This is a genomic window from Gottfriedia sp. S16(2024) (genome assembly GCF_050473765.1).
Taxonomy (GTDB): domain Bacteria; phylum Bacillota; class Bacilli; order Bacillales; family Bacillaceae_G; genus Gottfriedia.
The window spans coordinates 4,762,387-4,782,514 of the sequence record NZ_JBFLUO010000001.1 but is presented as its reverse complement, the minus strand read 5'-3'; the positions used below and the strand labels follow the sequence as shown (position 1 = coordinate 4,782,514).

Annotated in this window: 25 protein-coding genes; 23 read left to right on the top strand and 2 right to left on the bottom strand. The window is 33.2% G+C overall.

What is annotated here, in order from left to right:
* The first annotated feature begins 53 nt into the window (after positions 1-53).
* The 5 genes from AB1282_RS23145 to AB1282_RS23125 are packed head-to-tail and all read left to right on the top strand — an operon-like array spanning position 54 to position 3,684.
* A complete protein-coding gene (locus AB1282_RS23145) occupies positions 54-881 on the top strand; it encodes an electron transfer flavoprotein subunit beta/FixA family protein (protein WP_056474895.1) in 828 nt (275 codons plus the stop codon).
* Positions 882-1,922 carry an electron transfer flavoprotein subunit alpha/FixB family protein gene (locus AB1282_RS23140; RefSeq protein ID WP_056474897.1) on the top strand — a complete coding sequence of 347 codons (1,041 nt, stop codon included), beginning with the start codon at positions 882-884 and terminating at the stop codon, positions 1,920-1,922.
* Positions 1,906-3,201, top strand: coding sequence for an FAD-dependent oxidoreductase (locus AB1282_RS23135; RefSeq protein WP_056474900.1), 1,296 nt, complete (start codon positions 1,906-1,908; stop codon positions 3,199-3,201). Before AB1282_RS23140 ends, AB1282_RS23135 begins: the two co-directional genes overlap by 17 nt.
* Entirely contained in the window at positions 3,202-3,498 is a 297-nt protein-coding gene (locus tag AB1282_RS23130) for a ferredoxin family protein (protein ID WP_025568180.1), read from the top strand.
* A 6-nt stretch (positions 3,499-3,504) separates the two neighbouring features.
* Entirely contained in the window at positions 3,505-3,684 is a 180-nt protein-coding gene (locus AB1282_RS23125) for a hypothetical protein (RefSeq protein WP_025568179.1), read from the top strand.
* A 97-nt stretch (positions 3,685-3,781) separates the two neighbouring features.
* On the opposite strand, the gene AB1282_RS23120 is transcribed toward AB1282_RS23125, so the two are convergent.
* Complete coding sequence (locus AB1282_RS23120) at positions 3,782-4,207, bottom strand: hypothetical protein (RefSeq protein ID WP_056474903.1); 426 nt, start codon at positions 4,205-4,207, stop codon at positions 3,782-3,784.
* A 737-nt stretch (positions 4,208-4,944) separates the two neighbouring features.
* On the opposite strand from AB1282_RS23120, the gene AB1282_RS23115 reads away from it, so the two are divergent.
* The 3 genes from AB1282_RS23115 to AB1282_RS23105 all read left to right on the top strand — a co-directional run bounded on the left by AB1282_RS23115 (position 4,945) and on the right by AB1282_RS23105 (position 7,497).
* Positions 4,945-5,784 carry an SAM hydrolase/SAM-dependent halogenase family protein gene (locus tag AB1282_RS23115; protein ID WP_429900546.1) on the top strand — a complete coding sequence of 280 codons (840 nt, stop codon included), beginning with the start codon at positions 4,945-4,947 and terminating at the stop codon, positions 5,782-5,784.
* Between the two features lie 389 nt (positions 5,785-6,173).
* A complete protein-coding gene (locus AB1282_RS23110) occupies positions 6,174-6,887 on the top strand; it encodes a WxL domain-containing protein (protein ID WP_056474909.1) in 714 nt (237 codons plus the stop codon).
* A gap of 142 nt (positions 6,888-7,029) precedes the next feature.
* Positions 7,030-7,497, top strand: coding sequence for an RDD family protein (locus tag AB1282_RS23105; protein ID WP_429900545.1), 468 nt, complete (start codon positions 7,030-7,032; stop codon positions 7,495-7,497).
* Between the two features lie 29 nt (positions 7,498-7,526).
* Here the strand turns inward: AB1282_RS23105 and AB1282_RS23100 are convergent, their stop codons facing one another.
* Positions 7,527-7,850, bottom strand: a complete 324-nt coding sequence (locus tag AB1282_RS23100) for a hypothetical protein (RefSeq protein WP_429900543.1) — start codon at positions 7,848-7,850, stop codon at positions 7,527-7,529.
* Between the two features lie 171 nt (positions 7,851-8,021).
* Here AB1282_RS23100 and AB1282_RS23095 point away from each other — a divergent pair, with 171 nt between their 5' ends.
* The 15 genes from AB1282_RS23095 (at position 8,022) to era (ending at position 20,072) form a co-directional block, all read left to right on the top strand.
* On the top strand, positions 8,022-8,633 hold the full coding sequence (locus AB1282_RS23095) for a sterol desaturase family protein (protein WP_390311254.1): 612 nt from the start codon (positions 8,022-8,024) through the stop codon (positions 8,631-8,633).
* Positions 8,634-8,980: 347 nt separating this feature from the next.
* On the top strand, positions 8,981-10,198 hold the full coding sequence (locus AB1282_RS23090) for an SLC45 family MFS transporter (protein ID WP_429900541.1): 1,218 nt from the start codon (positions 8,981-8,983) through the stop codon (positions 10,196-10,198).
* Positions 10,199-10,340: 142 nt separating this feature from the next.
* Positions 10,341-11,012: a deoxyribose-phosphate aldolase gene (gene deoC / locus AB1282_RS23085; RefSeq protein WP_056474917.1), complete on the top strand. Its 672-nt coding sequence runs from the start codon at positions 10,341-10,343 to the stop codon at positions 11,010-11,012.
* 163 nt (positions 11,013-11,175) lie between these two features.
* Positions 11,176-11,349 (top strand): 30S ribosomal protein S21, encoded by a 174-nt coding sequence (gene rpsU, locus AB1282_RS23080; protein WP_003152957.1) that lies wholly within the window; start codon positions 11,176-11,178, stop codon positions 11,347-11,349.
* A gap of 14 nt (positions 11,350-11,363) precedes the next feature.
* Positions 11,364-11,813 (top strand): GatB/YqeY domain-containing protein, encoded by a 450-nt coding sequence (locus AB1282_RS23075; RefSeq protein WP_056474918.1) that lies wholly within the window; start codon positions 11,364-11,366, stop codon positions 11,811-11,813.
* Between the two features lie 46 nt (positions 11,814-11,859).
* Positions 11,860-11,997 carry a hypothetical protein gene (locus AB1282_RS23070; protein ID WP_429900539.1) on the top strand — a complete coding sequence of 46 codons (138 nt, stop codon included), beginning with the start codon at positions 11,860-11,862 and terminating at the stop codon, positions 11,995-11,997.
* Positions 11,998-12,444: 447 nt separating this feature from the next.
* A complete protein-coding gene (locus AB1282_RS23065; protein ID WP_056474921.1) occupies positions 12,445-12,909 on the top strand; it encodes a hypothetical protein in 465 nt (154 codons plus the stop codon).
* 342 nt (positions 12,910-13,251) lie between these two features.
* On the top strand, positions 13,252-13,500 hold the full coding sequence (gene yqfC, locus AB1282_RS23060) for a sporulation protein YqfC (protein ID WP_088011443.1): 249 nt from the start codon (positions 13,252-13,254) through the stop codon (positions 13,498-13,500).
* 47 nt (positions 13,501-13,547) lie between these two features.
* On the top strand, positions 13,548-14,735 hold the full coding sequence (gene yqfD, locus AB1282_RS23055; RefSeq protein ID WP_056474926.1) for a sporulation protein YqfD: 1,188 nt from the start codon (positions 13,548-13,550) through the stop codon (positions 14,733-14,735).
* Positions 14,736-14,739: 4 nt separating this feature from the next.
* The gene (locus tag AB1282_RS23050) at positions 14,740-15,702 is read left to right on the top strand and encodes a PhoH family protein (protein WP_056474929.1); all 963 of its coding nucleotides are present in this window, start codon (positions 14,740-14,742) and stop codon (positions 15,700-15,702) included.
* A 73-nt stretch (positions 15,703-15,775) separates the two neighbouring features.
* Positions 15,776-17,878 carry an HD family phosphohydrolase gene (locus AB1282_RS23045; RefSeq protein WP_429900537.1) on the top strand — a complete coding sequence of 701 codons (2,103 nt, stop codon included), beginning with the start codon at positions 15,776-15,778 and terminating at the stop codon, positions 17,876-17,878.
* A gap of 9 nt (positions 17,879-17,887) precedes the next feature.
* Positions 17,888-18,364, top strand: a complete 477-nt coding sequence (gene ybeY, locus AB1282_RS23040; RefSeq protein WP_429900535.1) for an rRNA maturation RNase YbeY — start codon at positions 17,888-17,890, stop codon at positions 18,362-18,364.
* Complete coding sequence (locus AB1282_RS23035) at positions 18,345-18,725, top strand: diacylglycerol kinase family protein (RefSeq protein WP_056474936.1); 381 nt, start codon at positions 18,345-18,347, stop codon at positions 18,723-18,725. The genes ybeY and AB1282_RS23035 overlap by 20 nt, the downstream gene beginning before the upstream one ends.
* 47 nt (positions 18,726-18,772) lie before the next feature.
* Positions 18,773-19,171 carry a cytidine deaminase gene (locus AB1282_RS23030; protein ID WP_025671606.1) on the top strand — a complete coding sequence of 133 codons (399 nt, stop codon included), beginning with the start codon at positions 18,773-18,775 and terminating at the stop codon, positions 19,169-19,171.
* Positions 19,164-20,072 (top strand): GTPase Era, encoded by a 909-nt coding sequence (era, locus tag AB1282_RS23025; protein ID WP_056474939.1) that lies wholly within the window; start codon positions 19,164-19,166, stop codon positions 20,070-20,072. The genes AB1282_RS23030 and era overlap by 8 nt, the downstream gene beginning before the upstream one ends.
* The last annotated feature ends 56 nt before the right edge of the window (positions 20,073-20,128 follow it).

The window sequence follows — 20,128 nt, the reverse complement described above, 5'->3', positions numbered from 1 at the left end:
ACATGTACATTTACTAACTATGGGAGACGGGAAGAAAAAGGGAGAGTGAAAAAGTGTTACATATTGTGGTTTGTATAAAACAAGTGCCAGATACGAAGATCATTAAGATGAATCCTAAAACGAATACGATGGACCGTGCAAGCGCTCCAGCAATATTAAATCCGTATGATGCTCATGCGGTAGAGGAAGCTGTTCGAATTAAGAATAAATATGGTGGAACAGTTTCGGTTATTACCATGGGGCCACCACCTGCTGTAAAAGCTATAAGAAAATGTATTGAAATTGGTGCAGATGAAGGGTATATGATTTCAGACCGTGCATTCGCTGGGGCAGATACGTTAGCGACAAGCTATGCTTTGACGAAAGCGATTGAGAAAATAGGACAAATTCAAGCGATTGATTTAATCATTTGTGGAAAGATGACAATTGACGGTGATACTGGACAAGTTGGACCAGGTATAGCACGTCGTTTAGATATACCACCGTTAACATCTGTTAAGAAGGTCCAAGAAATTAATAAAGGTGATGGATATGCAATTGTTCATCGAAAAATAGAAGATGGCCATGAAGTGATTAAAACGAGTTTACCTTGTCTATTTGCAGTTGAGAAGGAAATAAATGAAGTTCCTTATTCATCACTTACAAATATGATAAAAGCTGCAAGGTATAACCCGACAATATGGGCCGTGAAGGATTTAGAAGATATCGATATTAAACAACTAGGTTTAAAAGGTTCACCAACAATTGTATCGAAAGTATGGGCTCCACCAAAGGCTAAAGGTGGTACGGTATTTGAAGGAACTTCATTAGAAAAAGTAAATGAACTAATGAAGATTTTAAATGAGAAGAAAGAGTTATTTGAAGTGAAGGGAGGGGTATAAATGGATTTCTCAGAGTACAAAGGTATTTGGGTGTTTATAGAAGAAAACGATAAAGTCATAGCACCCGTGTCACTTGAATTGCTTGGAGCTGGTAAAGAATTAGCAGAAAAACGTGGTTGCGAATTAGCAGGATTATTAATTGGTGAAAATGTGAAATCGTTAGCCCCTACGTTATTTGAATACGGTGCTGACATCGTTTATGTATATGATGACCCAATTTTTAAGGATTATCGTACTGAATCTTATATGAAAGCAGTACTTGAATGTTGTAACAAATATAAGCCTGAAATCTTATTATATGGAGCTACTTCTAAAGGGAAGGATTTAGCAAGTGCTGTTGCAACTGACTTACCTACAGGTTTAACAGCCGATACAACTGTATTAGATGTTGAAGAAGATACAGGGCTATTATTAGCTAGTCGACCTGCTTTTGGTGGAAATATAATGGCAACTATTCTTTGTAAGAAATATAGACCTCAAATGGCGACAGTTCGTCCAAAGGTTATGAAAGCGCTCACTCCTATTCCTGGCGCTGAGGGAGTTGTGATCGAAGAGGAAATTGATTTAAAAGAAGAAGATATTCGTACAAAAGTTTTAGAGATTGTACGTGCAACAACTAAGAAGGTTCGCATTGATGAAGCGGATATCATCGTAGCGGGTGGCAAAGGATTAGGTAGTAAAGACGGATTTCAGTTGATTCATATGTTTGCTGAATCGATTGGAGCAGCTGTTGGAGCAAGTCGTGATGTAGTTGAAGCTGGCTGGGTTGAACATCATCATCAAGTTGGTCAGACTGGCTTAACGGTTACACCAAAAATTTATTTTGCAATTGGGATATCTGGCGCAATCCAACATATTGTTGGGATGCAAAATTCAGGTCTCATTATTGCAATCAATAAAGATCCAAATGCGGCAATTTTTCAATCTTGTCATTACGGCATCGTAGGAGACGCATTTGAAATTGTACCAATGCTGATTAACCAATTCCAAGAAAGTTTTTCTTTAAAGGAGGAAAATCACGATCATGCCGGAAAAATTTGATGTAATTGTCGTTGGAGCAGGCCCAGCAGGAATTTCATGTGCATACGAACTCGCAAAAAATGGTGTTAATGTTGTCCTTATTGAAAGAGGAGAGTATCCAGGTTCGAAAAATGTTATGGGTGGCGTATTGTATCGTAAAATGATGGAGGATGTTATACCTGAATTTTGGAAGGATGCACCAATTGAGCGTGTTATTGTAGAGCAACGAGTTATGATGCTTGATAAACAATCCGCTACTACCTTTGGATATAAAGGTCTTGAATTTGCTGAGGAACCTTATAATAATTTTACTGTTCTGCGCTCAAAATTTGATCAATGGTTTGCTCAAAAAGCAGTAGAACAAGGTGCATTATTAATTAATGAAACAGTTGTTCTCGAGTGTATTGTTGAAAACGATATGGTTGTTGGGGTAAGGACGGATCGACCAGACGGTGATTTATATGCCGATGTGGTAGTTCTAGCTGATGGAGTAAATTCACTTTTAGGAAAATCTTTAGGTTTCCATAAAGAATGGAGACCAGATGAAGTCGCTTTGGCTACAATGGAAATTTTAAAGCTGGATAGTAAAATAATTCAAGATCGATTCGGTCTTGAAGGTAACCAAGGGGTAGCAATTGAGCTATTTGGAGATGCGACAAAAGGCATAGTTGGCACAGGATTTTTATATACAAATAAAGATTCTCTTAGCATTGGGGTCGGTACATTATTATCAGGAATGATTGAAAATAAATTGAAACCTTATGATTTACTTGAATATGTTAAGAATCATCCGATGATTAGACCGTATATTCAAGGAAGCGAACCACAAGAATACCTTGCTCATTTAATTCCTGAAGGTGGGTACAAATCGATTCCTAAATTGGTAGGAAACGGAGTGTTGGTAATTGGTGATGCAGCACAGTTAGTAAACGCAATTCATCGTGAAGGTTCAAATATGGCAATGACATCTGGAAGATTAGCAGCAGAGACCATTATCGAAGCAAAAGCGATTGATAACTACTCTGATGTTGCTTTAAAACCATACGCTGATAAATTACTAAATAGCTTCGTAGGACAGGATTTGAAAAAATATAAAGATGCAACACATCATTTTGAAAAATTCCCTCAATATTTCGAGCAATATATTCCACTATTAAATAAATCTGCCAGCCAAATGTTTACAGTAGATGGTAAATCTAAATGGGAAAAACAAAAGAATATTATGAGTAATATAGGAGGAGCAAAGGCTAAAATTAAGCTTGCGAAAGATGTATACAAAGCATGGAAGGTGATGAAATAAATGAGTGAGACAAAAAAAGAAAGTACAATCGAAGAAAAGCAGTATCTCGTTCGTTTTAATGCCGATACAAAATCGCACTTAACTGTACTAGATTCCGATATTTGTATGACAAAATGTCCCGATAAAATCTGTACGATCTTTTGCCCAGCAGAAGTTTATAAATGGGAAAATATTCGAATGCATGTTGGATACGAGGGATGTCATGAATGTGGAAGCTGTAGAATAGGCTGTCCTCATCAAAATATTAAATGGGAATATCCGAAAGGTGGGCACGGAATTATATTTAGATTGGGGTGATCTGAAATGTTCTCGATAGGCAACTATGTTATGTTTAGCTTAGATGGTGCTGTGGGAACGGTTATGGAAACTAAAGATAATCATTGCTTAGTAGCTTGGGAGGATCGTGTTTGTAGCTGGGCAAGTTTCGATCTACTAAGGAAAATTAGCTGCGCAGAATTAATTCAACTCTTCACTCCAAAATAATTCACCTATTTTTAAATGTAAAAAACCTATAAAATATGGGGGCTATATGGGAGGTAACTAAAACCACCTATATAGCCCCCAATTACATATTAGAGCATCACATTAACCCGTATACCATAAAAACAATTCTAAATGTTCCTTTTTCTATTTTCACTTTTTTAGGTTCTATGATAGATTTTTTTTCAGATTTCGGTTTACATATTTTACAGGATTTTTTTAAGTTATCACTGTTTTTAGGTATAGATAATTTTGTTTTTTCTTTTTGACTAGTTTCTAGTTTAGAGTGTTCAGTTTTATTAACTATCTTGGTTGGTTTAGTACTTATGTCTTTTTCTGTTGCTTCATTATATTCTGCTTCATTTGAAGGATCTGTAAAGGAGGTAAAAATAAATATAACAAATAAGGCCCCAGTAATAATAAAATTCTTTAAAGCCTTTCCGTTCATTTTAAAGAAAGAGATCATCCCCAAAATAATAAAAAATAGGATTCCAATAAGACATAAAAATTCAATAAACGTGTACAATAGATAGCCTCCCTATATTTCGCCACATAATAAATATTCGTTATAGAGGACTAAATAACCTTTTTGAAGTGAAATAAACCATTACTAAAGTTTAGGAGTGTTCCGTTAAACAAAATAATAAGTACTATTTTCCTGTGCTTAACAATTTGTTTTTAGTGCTTTAGTTGTTATTGTTTGATAACTAAATAACACCCGTAGATAAAAATGTTGTATACCTATAAATCCAATATCAAAGGAATAATTTTTTCCTAGAAAAAATAGACCACTAATATGAGCTCGATCATTTATAAGGAAGACTCCTATTAATATAGAAGTCTTTACATAATTTTTTAATAACATCAGTCCACTTAAATTAAAAAGTTCCCCAAATTGTCTCCTAGTTATTTAATTTAGAATACATCATTATACAAATCTAGGGGACATTAATAGTAGTAAAAAATGTTAATGTACCAGCATTCCAAAACTATATACTTATAACATTTACATGCTAATGTTATTAATAGATATAGGATCTAACGACTATATCTTTTTTATTTTGAAGTTTAAGGGAAACGTTGAAACGAATATTAAGGATAAAGGAATTAATATTTACTAAAACTATACAATTCGAACCATATGAATGAATAAATTCAACCGTATAATTAAATTCATTAATTAAATACGAATAATATCATTGACTAAATAATAGATTGAATTTATATTTAATTTTAAATATTCAAATAATTAGGGGTGCTTAAATGGGAAATGCATTAGTGTTTCAGTCAGATTTTGGATTACTAGATGGAGCAGTTAGCGCTATGTATGGTGTTTCTTGTAATGTAAATCAAGATATAAAGATTTACGACTTGACCCATGATATACCTCAATACAATATTTGGGAAGCTTCATATAGACTTGTACAAACAATGAATTACTGGCCAGTTGGAACAGTATTTGTTTCAGTTGTAGACCCAGGTGTAGGGTCAGATCGTAGAAGCATAGTGGCTCGCACAAATACGAATCACTTCATTATTACACCTGATAACGGAACATTAACACATGTTGGCAAAATATATGGGATCAACCAATTAAGAGTCATTGACGAAGAAATTAATAGACTTCCAAATTCAAGTGAATCTTATACTTTCCATGGAAGAGATATATTTGCTTATACAGGTGCAAGATTAGCTTCTGGAATAATCGACTTCGAAAATATTGGTCCAGAAGTAGATTCAAATTCATACATACAATTACCTATTAAAGAATGCCATAGTGAAAACAATTCGATAACAGGAACAATTGATATACTTGATGTTCGTTATGGTAGTATTTGGACGAATATTGGTCGAGCAGATTTTCTCAAACAAGGCGTTTCTCATGGGGACTTTGCCGAAGTACTAATTACACACCAAGGAAGAAAAGTATACAAAGAAGCCGTAAAATATGGAAAATCATTTGCTGATGTAGCAATTGGAGAACCAATTTTATATGCAAACAGTCTGGATCAAATGGCAGTTGCTGTAAATCAAGGTTCGTTTACTGATGAATACGGAATTGATACCGGGATCGAATGGGAAATAACACTTATAAGCAAGTAGGAAAAGCTTAAGAGTATCAAATATATAGGGCTAGTAGAAAAGAGCTAATTTTAGTAATTTTTCAATTGAATTTTAACTTAGAAGTTTACTTATATTTAAGTGGGCTTCTCTTTTTGTTGTGAATTTTAATCGGAAAATTGGAACTTTCGAAGTAGAATTTATAAGTTTACGTGAAATGTTTCACGTGAAAAACATTTTTGACTCTATTAAATTTCTTATATTTAGGGGATTTGTTTAATTAAAAGTAAAATTTAAGTGAACGTTTTCACAAGTTATTCACAGACAATGGTATTTTTCTTTACTATAATTGGCCTTAACTTCAAGATAGATGTTTAGTTCTTTTTTGAAATATCTTTAATGAAGAATTTTATTTAAGGGGTTTTGATTAAATGAAGGTTTCAAAAATTGTAGCAATTGGTGTAGTAAGTTTTTCAACACTCGTAGGAGCGGCAAACACTTCCTTTGCAGCTGTCGCGTCTCAAGCAAATTCAAAAGCAGCTATTAATTTTACAGAAGGTTCTGGTCCAGTAACTCCAGTAGATCCAACTGACCCAGCAACTCCATTAGAGCCAATTGGACCTACTGATCCAACAGATCCTCCTACAGGTGAGACAGGTTCGTTAACATTGGACTTTGTTTCTTCAGTTCAATTTGGTTCGAAAGAAGTTTCAAGTAGTGATCAGGTTTATTCTTCTACATCTAAAAAGCCTTTTATCCAAGTTTCTGATCGACGAGGTACTGGTGCAGGGTGGGAAGTGACAGCTAAAGCTAGTAAATTTACAAACGGTGCAAGTGAATCACTACCTGGAGCGGTTCTTACATTTAAAAATGGATCAGTTGTAACACCAGGAAGTGGAACTGGCCCAACGCCTGCTCAAACGATTACATTAAATACAGATGGATTAACTGAATCATCAGTTGTTACTGCTGAAGCAGGTACGGGACTTGGTACTTGGTTAACTAGATGGTTAGGCCCAAATCCAGATGTTAATGATGGTGCAGTAAATAATAATGTTACTTTAAAAATTCCTGGTGGTACAGCAACAGTAGGTAATCATGAAGCAATTGTTACTTGGACACTAGTCGATGCTCCTGGAGTATAATTAAATCTACATAAAAAAGTTAATTGATTTTTAGCCTGATTAGAGTACTTTCTATCAGGCTTTTTATATTTTTCTACTAAAAAATTCTGTATAATTTAAACTGTCGTTAAGGACGGCTTAGAAACTAAAGGTGGAGATTTTATTGGAATCATATTCTAAATTAGCAAGTAGATCAAGTAGGTTATTAGCAATATTGGTTGATGGATTTATAAGTTTTCTTTTTATTTTTGCTATTTCTATTGTTACTGGAATGACAAAGTTTTCAACATTTTTTGATCCTACTAGAGTAGACAAATTTGATATTTGGACTTCTCTACTATCCATTATTAGTGTCATTATATTTTATATTTTAATCCCTACATTTGTTTGGAAAGGGCAAACATTAGGAAAGCGTTGGTTAAATATTGCAATCGTTAAGAACGATGATCAGGAAGTAAATTTAAAGACGATGTTTATAAGAGAAATTTTTTTCGTTTTAGGATACATTAAAATACCATATTTTTCGTTAGTTGTAGGTTTTGTTGCATTTGTTGATCCATTTTTCATTTTTTCTGCAGATCGCAGAACACTACATGATTTAATTGCTAAAACTAAAGTAATTGATGTATAAAAAAGAAAGCTCAATTTGAGCTTTCTTTTTTATTTTAAAATTTTCATCTGGCTTATATGAGCACGAGTTTCTTCAGTACCTAATTCATAAATCATTGCATAGGCTTGTTTTAAAAAATAGTCATACCCATTGTATAATTCTAGACTTTTTTCTTGGCTACTACTTGTAAATGAAGGTAAAAATGCTGCTTGAACCCCAGTAGCCTCATCGTAATTGTCTATCTCACGAAAAATTCTTTCGAGTCTATGTTTTTCATCAATTGTAGCATCGATTTCTAGCTCATAAGGTGCGTCCCCTTGATTCGGAACAATTGTTTTTGCTTGAACAGATACATAATATCTCCTTTTTTCCATAAAGATCTCCCTTTTACGTATTTTTGGTTATCATTTTTATTATCTTCACCGACCAGTGCTTTATTCAAAATTAATAATCAGCGCTAATAGCCCTAAAAAGGAATTTCATAAATAATATTGAAATATAAATTTGATATTAAGATAATTTAGGTATGGATAAGGGGGGAATTTATGAAGGGACTATATCGAGAATTTTTTCTTCATTTCGATATTATTGTGATGGGGGTACTTTTTTTAATTGGGATTATTTATAGTATAGGATTTCATTTTTCTTGGTTTACTGTCTTAATTTTCATTATAGGAATAATCTTTTTTATGTTTAGTGAGTATGTAACTCATCGTTTTATTTTCCACATTAAGGCACCAAAAAATAAACTATTTCTTAAATTTATGAAAAGAATTCATTATGATCATCATACGTATCCAGATGATTTGAAATTGTTATTTTTACCGATATGGTACAGCATTCCGAATTTAGGGTCACTTTGTATCATTTATTTTTTGATATCTAGAAATCTAATTCAAACGATCGCATTTGGCTCAGGTTTAGTTTTAATGTTACTAGTGTACGAATGGAAGCATTATGTAGCTCACAGGCCAATTAAACCAATAACGAAAGTTGGCCGACAGATTAAAAAGCTACATATCTTGCATCATTTTAAAAATGAAAACTTTTGGTATGGCGTATCAACACCTATTTTTGATGGGATCTTTGGTACGTTGAAGGATGAGAAGGAAGTAGTAACAAGTAATACCGCGAAAGCCTTAGAAGAAAGAATGTAAGCAGAAAGTAAAAGAGTTATCTTGGAGGAATATTACTTATTATCTTTTTTAATTGGTGGTTGTTACGGCATTATTGCTGGTTGTACGTTTTATATAATTAAAATGATTAAGGAAAATGCCTAGTGTTTACGCTAGGTTTTTTTGTCGGTTTTAAACACCTTTTATTTATGAAACAGCCTATTTTAATGAACTTTTACTAAAAAATTAATATTTTATTAAAATTGAAAAAAGGGTAAATATTTGATTGGATGGCCTACTATACTGAAAATAAGGGGGAATGATTGTGTCATTGGATCGAACTCAATTAGAAAATGTTTTAAGACAGATAAAAGAAAAGAGAAATTCAAATGACTAAACTAAATTACAAAAAAATTATGCTCTTAGGATTTGGATTTTTTGCAATCAGTCTTACTTGGTCCGTCTATAATGCTTTTATGCCAAAACTTTTAAGTGATTATATAAAGTCATCTGCTTTAATCGGATTTATTATGACGTTTGATAATTATTTTGCATTATTTTTACAACCTGCCGTTGGAATGTATAGTGATCGTTTGGATACACGATTTGGTAGAAGAATGCCATTTCTAATGATCGGTATGCCTCTTGCAGCAATATTTACCTTGTTAATTCCAGTGCATAAAACACTTTTTATGTTAATCTTTTTTATTGTGTTTATGAATTTAAGTATGAGTATTTTCCGTTCTCCAGTTATAGCACTTATGCCTGATTTAACAATAGTTGAACAAAGAAGTAAAGCGAATAGCGTCATTAATTTTATGGGTGGAATTGGTGCCTTAATTGCATTCTTTATTGGTTCAATTTTGTGGGATCTAAATAAAGGATTTCCTTTTTACTTAGCAGGATTTTTAATGTTAGTTAGTTTTCTAATTCTTTTTTTCTTTATTAGAGAAAGAAGAGATGTTCTAAATTATGAGCAAGCTGAAGAAAAGGTGAAATTAAGAGAAGGTTTCCGTTCAGCCATTCAGAATAAAAGTGTATTATTTCTATTATTAGCAATTCTGAGTTGGTTCACGGGATTTAATGGAATTGAGACCTTTTTTACACGTTATGGAGAAGTTTATTTAGGGGTAAAAGTAAGTGCAGCGGCATTTTCATTTGCTTTCATCTCATTAGCATTTTTAATCTTTGCAATTCCTGCTGGGTTCATTGGAACAAAAATTGGTAAGAAACGTAGCATATTAATTGGTATATTTGGAATCATGATTGGGTTTATTGTTTTATTTTTCTTAAAGGATTTATTATACATTCGAATAGTCTTTTTGGTTATGGGATGTTTTTGGGCATTAGTGAACATTAATTCATATCCTTTTTTAGCTGAGATGGCACCGATTGGGTTTATTGGAACTTTCACAGGTTTATATTATTTATTCTCATCGATTGCCAATATTATTTCACCCCCATTTTTAGGTGCAATTATGGATCTAATTGGATTCAAATTCATGTTCTTGTATGGTTTTTTCTTTATTACAGTATCATTCTTTATGATGCTTAAAGTAAAAGACAATCATAAAACAGTCGAAAAAAATTCAAATGCATCTATTTAAATTTGATGCTTTGAATTTTTTTTAATAGTTATTAAATCGTTTCACATAATTAAAATTAAAAAACAAATAATAATGAATGCTGATATTTCAGTGTCTTTAAAAGAGTAATTTTGAAAAAAACAAAAGTTAGGAGCACTACAAAATGACAACTAATATCAATAAATTGATTGATCATACAGTTTTAAAACCTGAAACAACTAAATCTCAAATTGAAAAATTATGTCAAGAAGCAAAAGAACATAATTTTGCTTCGGTTTGTGTGAATCCAACTTGGGTCAGTCATTGTGCAAGTTTGTTAAAGGGCTCTGAAGTTTTGGTTTGTACTGTTATTGGATTTCCTTTAGGCGCGAATACAAAAGAAACAAAAGCGTTTGAAACTAAGAATGCAATTGAAAATGGAGCCGGGGAAGTAGATATGGTGATTAATATCGGAGCTTTAAAAGATAAGGACTATGATACTGTTGAACAAGATATAGCAGCAGTTGTAAATGCAGCAAAAGATAAAGCGTTAGTAAAAGTAATTATCGAAACAAGTCTGTTAACGAATGAAGAAAAAGAAATGGCTTCTAAGCTTTCTGTAAAAGCCGGAGCAGATTTCGTTAAAACATCTACAGGATTTTCAACTGGTGGTGCAACTGTAGAGGATGTAGCATTAATGAGAAAAACAGTTGGACCTGATATTGGAGTTAAAGCATCAGGAGGAGTACGCGATCTAGCAAGTGTAAATGAAATGGTTAAAGCTGGGGCAACTCGAATTGGTACAAGTAATGGAATCACGATTGTCCAAGGAAACGTAGCGACAGAAGGCTATTGATTCCTTTTAATGGTAAAGGGTGTTAAGTTTCAAACTTGACATTTACCTGTTGACCTATCAATAGTTTATGTATTATAATCGTAAAAGACATGTGGAAAAGGGTTTCTTTTTTTACAGTGTTTTATTGATTGTAAGTGGTAGCTTGGAGGGAGGGAAAAGTAAGATGTCTAAAACAGTCGTTCGTAAAAACGAATCTTTAGAAGATGCTCTTCGTCGTTTTAAACGTTCAGTTTCTAAAACTGGTACGCTACAAGAAGCAAGAAAACGCGAATTTTATGAAAAGCCAAGTGTAAAACGTAAGAAAAAATCAGAGGCAGCGAGAAAACGTAAATTCTAAGAGAGGGTGTTACTATGAGTCTTCTCGAACGTTTGAATTCAGATATGAAACAAGCGATGAAGGAAAAAAACAAAGACAAGTTAGCAGTTATTCGAATGGTGAAAGCGTCATTACAAAATGAAGTAATTAGCTTAGGGAATAATGTGACATTGTCAGCTGATCAAGAGTTAACAATTTTAACTCGTGAAGTGAAACAACGTAAAGACTCCCTCCTGGAATTCGAAAAAGCTGGTCGTCAAGACCTTGTGGATAAATTAAAGCAAGAGTTACTGATTCTAAACGAATACTTGCCTCAACAATTATCTGAAGAGGAACTTCTTGAAATTGTACGTGCTACAATTTCAGAAGTCGGTGCTACATCAAAAGCTGACATGGGGAAAGTTATGAGTGCAGTTATGCCTAAAGTAAAAGGACAAGCTGATGGCTCTTCTGTGAATAAAGCTGTAGCAAGTCTGTTAAAATAAACGTCTATTTTTAGACGTTTATTTTTTTTGTTTGTTTTTGGGATGAATGGCTGTATATGGAATTGCGATTGTTAAAGAGTGTGCAAATAAAATGATTGAAACTGCAATTAAATTCCTTGGAAGTGCAAATAAAAAAATCAAAACTGCAATTAACTCCTCAAAAATGATTGCTTCACTCGAATAAATCACATTAGTTTGCTAACTTTTTACGATAACAATACCGTTCACTAAAAAAAACTTAATTTCTTATAAAACTGTTAAGTATTCTCCTCCACCAGCCTACATCTGCACCATTTTCAGTCTTGGTGTAAACTTTATCCTTTAATTGCGCTCCACACATATCCAGTTAGTGTACCCGAACTAGTTTAAGATCCTGCACTTAACCAATTTGATTTGAAAGTAAATTTAATTGAAATTTGCATAATCCAGTTTGGAGAAAACGCAACCGAGAATAGCTATTTGCTCTCGTTTTTTTGCAATGTAAATTAATGGAAAAAATATTAATTTTTTAGTCTAAATTTAACTAAGTGTGTGATTTATATCACATATAGAATTAATTTTATTCGGTATGATGAATTTAGATGAACAATGCATTTGTTTATCATCCACTTGTAAAGGAGAGATGGGAATAATGACACCGTTCGGGGATTTACACAATGATTTAGGTGGAATAGCATTTGCTTTAGGTTGGTTAATAATAGTCGTACCATTCGCGTTTACATTAATCTTTATTACGAAAGAGATGGCAATAGGTGACGAAGAACGATTACAAGATGAGATTAAACAAGGGGTTCATGATTATGCTAGAACAAATAAAGAACTATTCATAACAGAAACATATGATACACCACAAATTGATACATCTATGACTAAAAGGCCGTTACCAATTAAGTTGTTAGGTATTATAGTAAGTGTACTCATCACCTATGTTACAGTCAAAGGGATTTACGGTGATGGGAATAGTGATCTAACTTCAATAGGTCTTGTAGTAATGTGGAGTCTATTCTTTCTCACACAAGGGGTTCTTTGGTGGGTTACTACTTCACAAGGAAAACAAGATGTTTATCAAGATGTTACAATCCAAAGAAGAATGTAAAAACTTAAATATAATATTTCAACCGAGAATAGTATTTGTTCTCGGTTTTATTTTTGTATCAAAAGATTTGGCTGTAACTTCAATGCTATAACTAAAAAATTAACTTCTTAATCATTTGGTTTGTTATCCGCACCCCATCTAGACGCCAGTACCCATAAATCTCAATTTCCTCACTAAAATTTAAAATCAATAAACCCTACTTTTATAAAATCCAAATATTCATCTTAAATTTCCATTGCCTTTTTCTTTTTATATCATACCTTCTCAGAAATCATCATAAATATGATATGAAAGGGGGAGGAGTCTATCTTGAAAAGATTAGCGCATAATTTAAAAACATGGATGTCAAGTAAGATGGACTTACCACCAGATGTACTATTGGAATTGCCACGTATTACGATGTTAGGTCAACTACATATTTATATTGAAAACCATAGAGGGTTACTTGTGTACTCAGACAATGAATTGCGTTTGTTAATGAAGCAGGGGCAGTTGTTGATTAAAGGGAAAGATTTTGTTTTGAAGACGATGTTGCCTGAGGAGATTTTGTTGGAAGGCGAAATTGAGCATGTGTATTTTATTAATGAATAGCATCTAGAACTTACACCATGATCAGTCTAATGACATGGGGGATTAGGATGAAAAACCAATGGACTTCAAATCTTACAGGGATGGTTCAAGTAAAAGTGATTGGGCTTGGACCAGAACGTTTTTTAAATGAGTGTATGCGTAAGGGGATTCCACTTCGTGATGTGAAGAAAAGTGGAACAAATTCGATTACGTTTACAATTGAGTTGAAAGATTATAAACGGATCAAGAATATTCCTCGGAAAAAAGAATATAAAGTATATTTTATTGGCCGGAAGGGGCTTCCTTTTGAAGTTAGACGAGCTTGGAAGTATTTTGGATTTGTTATGGGTGTTGTTGGCTTTTTATTAGTTTTGTTTTTACTTTCAAATATGGTTTGGAGAATTGATATAAAAGGTGCTTCACCTGAAGTTGAGTATAAACTTCGGAAAGATTTAACTGCGATGGGTGTTAAGACTGGCGCATCTCAATTTACTTTACCTAGAATGCAAACGATCCAGAAAAAGCTACAAGATGAGAATCCAACATTAACCTGGATTGGTGTACAATTAAATGGGACTACCTTTCATTTTGAGGTAGTTGAAAAGCACATACCTAAACCTGAGAAGGCATTAAGTCCACGTCATATTATTGCAAGTGAAGAAGCTGTTATTTCAAGCATGTTTGTTGAAAAAGGGAAACCTCTTGTAGTAAAGAATGATTTTGTGAAAAAAGGTCAAATATTAGTATCTGGAATAATCGGTACGGAAGAACATCCTATTTTAGTACCAGCTGTTGGCAAAATCATGGGAGAAGTTTGGCGAGAGGAAATTATTAGTGTCCCTTTAGATACTCCTTTTACGGTGCTTACAGGAGAAAGAAAAACTAGTTATTATATCGGAACAAAGGAAAATAAAATAAAATTTTGGGGATTTGATAAGAATAAATATAAGTCTTTTGAAGATGAAAGTAGTTCGTATCAATTTAAATTTATAAAATGGAAATTGCCGATTTTTTTTAGTAAAAAAACAATTCTGGAAAGTGAAAAATATGTTAGAACATACTCTAAAGTGCAGGCTGCACAACTTGGAAAAGAAATTGGGAAGAAGGAATTAATGAAAAAGTTAAGTCCGGATGCCAAGATTTTACAAGAAAAAGTTTTGCACGAGTCAATAGACAATGGTAAAGTTAATTTAAGAATGTATTATAAAGTTTTAGAAGATATCACAAAAACGAAAACTATTGTTCAAGGGGACTAAAGTAATGCCAGAACAACTACTAACGATTAATCAACAACTAGAGGATCCAAACGAAGCAATTGCCTTATTTGGTACAAACGATAAGCATCTAGAAATAATTGAGAATTTGCTTGATGTTAAGATTGTGTCACGTGGTCAATCTGTACAAGTTTCAGGTACGAATGAAGATGTGAAAACTGTTGAGCAAATCATTCAAGCTCTTTTAGAGGTTATTCGAAATGGAGTGAGTATTACATCGAGGGATGTTACATACTCAATTCAGATGGCTAAAGAAGGAAGGCTGTCATCATTTGCTAGGTTGTATGACGAAGAAATTATTAAGAATTCAAAAGGAAAACCAATTCGAGTTAAGACTTTTGGACAAAGACATTATCTTCGTGCAATTCAATCAAATGATTTAGTATTTGGAATTGGACCTGCTGGTACAGGTAAAACATATCTTGCAGTTGTCATGGCTGTTCAAGCATTAAAAAATAATAAAGTAAGTAAAATTATTTTAACAAGACCTGCTGTGGAAGCTGGAGAAAGTTTAGGATTTTTACCAGGAGATTTAAAGGAAAAGGTTGACCCATATTTAAGACCACTGTATGATGCTCTACACGATGTTTTAGGGCAAGAGCATACTGTGCGTTTAATTGAACGAGGAACAATTGAAATTGCACCTTTAGCTTATATGAGGGGACGTACTTTAGAAGATGCCTTTGTCATTTTGGATGAAGCTCAAAATACGACAATGGCTCAAATGAAGATGTTTTTGACCCGTTTAGGATTTGGCTCTAAAATGGTTATTACAGGTGACCCTTCACAAATTGATTTACCTAAAGGAGTAAAGTCGGGTTTAGTATCAGCTCAACATACACTTAAAGGTGTAGAGGGCATTGGTATGACGATCTTGGAACAAACTGACGTAGTTCGTCACCCACTTGTACAAAAGATTATTCAAGCTTATGATTTAGCAAAAGAATGATTCGTAGTGACCCTACATTGATAGGGTCATTTCGTATTTTTATGATGAGGTGCATTTCTAGAAAGGGGAAACAATGAATAGTTTGCAAGCTTTAATTCAGCGTTTTAAGAATCAAACTCTTGTCATATTACTATGTACCATTGCATTCAGCTTATTAAGTTTTCTTCTTTTAGTTAGTCATGTTAGACCGGTAAAATACGACATTCAGCTATTATCAATTGCTGATGATAATATTTATTCACCTATCACGATTGAGGATAAAGGAGCTACAGCTAAAAAGCGACAAGAGGCTGAATCAAGAGTTGAGGATGTATATAAATACGAGGAAAGTTATACACAAAAGCGTATTGACATAGTAAATTCAATTTTTGATATTGTAACAGAAGTGAAAAACAAAAATGCAAAGAGTGATAATCCTACAGGACAAGCATTAATTGATAAAGAAACAAGTGATGTAAAGAAAAAACTGCCTGACGACATTCGTAAAAACTTAGAAGATAGTGTATTTAGTACTTTAGTTAAATCGTCAGATGAACAGTTAAATATTACTAAAGCTTCGTTAAATACAGCTATTAATAATGTTATGTCTGAGGAAATTACTACGAGCCAAATCGAAGAATCTCGTGGAAAGCTGCGAAATGAATTATCATATGTAAGCGTTAATCCTTCACTAAAGGATGCGATGATCTCAATTGGCGATTTTGCTATTGTTCCAAACTACTTTTATGATGTCGAAGCGACAAAAGAGAGAAGACGTCTAGAAAGTGAAAGTGTAGATAGTGTCTATATTTTACAAGGACAAGTCTTAGTAAAAGCCGGAGAAACAATTACAAAGGAAAAATATGATCAATTAAAATTAGTTGGTTTAATAAAAAACAAACAGTCGATTCAACCGTATATTGGATTAATTTTATTAATTGGAGTATTGGCGTACTTCGTATTGAAGCAAACGGCAACTTTAAAAGATAAAGGGAATATATACATCGTTACATACTATAGCATTGTAATTTTTACAATCTTAATTTTGAAAATTGTAAGCTTGTTTCAAAAAGTTGAGTTTTCTGGCCTTGTATATGTAGCTCCAGTTGCGATTGGGACTTTGTTAATAAAGTTTTTATTAGGTAATCGATATTTAATGGTTTCGTCGATTATTTTCTCTATTTGCGGTAGTTTAATGTTTAATGAAGATGTAAATGGCGCAATTAATTACTCGACTGGAATCTATATTTTATTTAGTTCAATCGCCGTTTTATTTTTAAATGAGGTTAAAAATAAGCGTTCAATGATTCTCCATGCTGGATTTTTAATTTCGCTTGTTAATATTGCTACTCTGTTTTCTTTGATTTTAATTCGGAATGGTCAATATTCATCTGTAGAAATTGGGATTTATTTATTAATGGGACTTACTTCTGGAGTTTTATCAAGTGTCATTACGATGGGGATTTTACCTTTTGTAGAAGATTCGTTTGGGATGGTGTCCTCATTTAAACTTGTTGAGTTGGGTAGTCCAAATCATCCTTTATTAAGAAAAATTTTATTAGAGGCTCCGGGTACATATCATCATAGTATAATGGTTGCAAATTTAGCTGAAGGTGCTTGTGAAGCGATCGGTGCAAATGGTTTGTTAGCTAGAGTTGGAGCATATTATCATGATATAGGTAAAACGAATAATCCAGGATTCTTTATAGAAAATCAAATGGGTGGTCATAATCCCCATGATCGTATTAAACCGATTCAAAGTAAAGATATCATTTTAAGGCATGTAAGTGATGGTGTAACAATACTAAAAAAATATAATTTGCCAAAAGATATTATTGATATTGCAGCAGAGCATCATGGTACAACTTTATTAAAGTATTTTTATTACAAAGAAAAAGAGACGAATCCTGATGTTAAAGAAATTGATTTTAGATATCCTGGTCCAAAGGCTCATTCAAAGGAATCAGCAATTGTAGGAATTGCTGATAGTGTTGAAGCGGCAGTTCGTTCGTTAAAAGACCCTGATATGGAAAAAATCGAGGTATTAGTTTCTTCGATTATGCATGATCGCTTGAATGATGGTCAGTTTGCAATGTGTGAATTAAATTTAAAAGAATTATATATTGTTGAGAAATCATTGTGTGAGACTTTAAAAGGAACTTTCCATTCAAGAATACAGTATCCAGATGAAAGATAAGGTGAAATAATGGTTCAATTAGAAATAGATTTTATAGACGAAACAAATGAAGTGACTAACGAACAGCAATCTGATATAAAGTGTTTACTAGAGTGTGCACTTGAATATGAGGGTGTAACTGGTGAAGTTGAAATTGCAGTTTCATTTGTAGATGATGAAAGAATTCATGAAATTAATAAAGAGTATCGAGAGAAAGATCGTGCTACTGATGTAATTTCATTTCCAATGGAAGAATTAGGGGAAGGAGAAATTGAAATCATTGGTGTGGACTTACCGCGTACTTTAGGTGATATTGTCATTTCAATTCCTACTACTAAGAGACAAGCTGAGGAGTATGGTCATTCGTTCCGCCGTGAATTAGGTTTTTTAGCAGTGCACGGATGTTTACATTTACTAGGTTATGATCATATGAATGAAGCCGATGAGAAAGTGATGTTTACAAAACAAAAGGAAATATTAGAAAAATATGGCCTTGAAAGACTTTAAAAAAAGAGCGACATTATTTAGATCTTTTGGTTTTGCATTTAGTGGTATTTTTAAAGTCATTAAAGAAGAAAGAAATATAAAAATCCATTTATTTGCAGCCCTTATTTCAATCGGCCTTGCATTTTATTTACATATTAGTCGAATAGATTGGTTAATTCTTCTACTTATTATTACAATGGTCATTTCGCTAGAGCTTGTAAATTCTTCAATTGAAGCAGTTGTAGATTTAGCATCACCTAATAAACATCCTTTAGCAAAAAAAGCGAAGGATGTGGCAGCTGGTGCAGTGTTAGTCGCTGCAATTGTTTCAATCATTATAGGTGCTTTGCTATTTTTTCCGTATTTTACTATACTACGTTAATAAGACCCCACTTTTTTTGTTCGGGCTTATAATAGGAGGCTACATAAATGGATAAACAACAACTTATAAATGAAGCGATAAAAGCTAGAGTAAATGCATATGTACCATATTCGAAATTTCAAGTTGGTGCAGCATTACTTACTAAGGATGGTCAAGTTATTCGTGGTTGTAATATAGAAAATGCATCATATGGTCTAACTAATTGTGCAGAACGTACTGCATTATTCAAAGCGTATTCAGAAGGCATTACGGAGTTTACAGCAGTGGCAGTAGTCGCTGATACCGAGGGACCTGTTGCGCCTTGCGGGGCATGCCGTCAAGTTTTATTTGAACTTAGTGGTCCAGATACAATCGTATATTTAGCAAACTTAAATGGAGCAATCCAAGAAACATCAGTAAAAGAATTATTGCCAGGAGCATTTACATCGGAGGATTTGAATGAATAAAGAAAGTTATAAATCAGGTTTTGTCTCAATTATAGGTAGACCAAATGTAGGGAAAAGTACATTCCTAAATCGAGTAATTGGTCAAAAAATAGCTATAATGAGTGATAAGCCTCAAACAACTCGTAATAAAATTCAAGGCGTTTTTACGGAAGATGATGCACAAATTGTCTTTATCGATACGCCAGGAATCCATAAACCAAAACACAAACTTGGTGATTTTATGGTAAAGGTAGCTCAAGACTCAATTAAGGATGTTGACGCTACGTTATTTATGGTAAATGCCAATGAAGGATTTGGTCGTGGAGATGAATTCATTATTGAGAAGCTGCAAGGAAGTCGTAGTCCAGTTATTTTAGTTATTAATAAAATTGATACAATTCATCCTGAACAGTTATTTGATTTAATCAATAAATACAAAGATTTATACCAATTTGCTGAAATTGTTCCAATCTCAGCATTACAAGGGAATAATGTCGATCGCTTATTAAAAGTTATTAAAACTTATTTACCAGAAGGTCCGCAATATTACCCTGCAAATCAAGTAACAGATCATCCTGAAAGATTTATCATTTCAGAATTAATAAGAGAAAAAGTATTGCATTTGACTAGAGAAGAGGTTCCACATTCAATTGCTGTTATTATTGAGCAAATTGAAAGAAGACCAGAAGGAAATGCAATATACGTGAATGCAACAATTGTGGTTGAAAGATCTTCCCAAAAAGGTATTATTATCGGAAAGCAAGGTAGCATGTTAAAAGAGGTTGGCAAGCGTGCTCGTTTAGATATAGAAAACTTGCTTGATACAAAAGTATTCTTAGAGTTATGGGTTAAGGTTCAAAAAGATTGGCGTAATCGTATGTCTCAATTAAGAGATTTAGGTTTCCGTGAGGATGAGTATTAAAAGGCAAAAATTAAGCGATAGGGGCTTAGAATCAGGGGTCTAGTAATATTACCGTT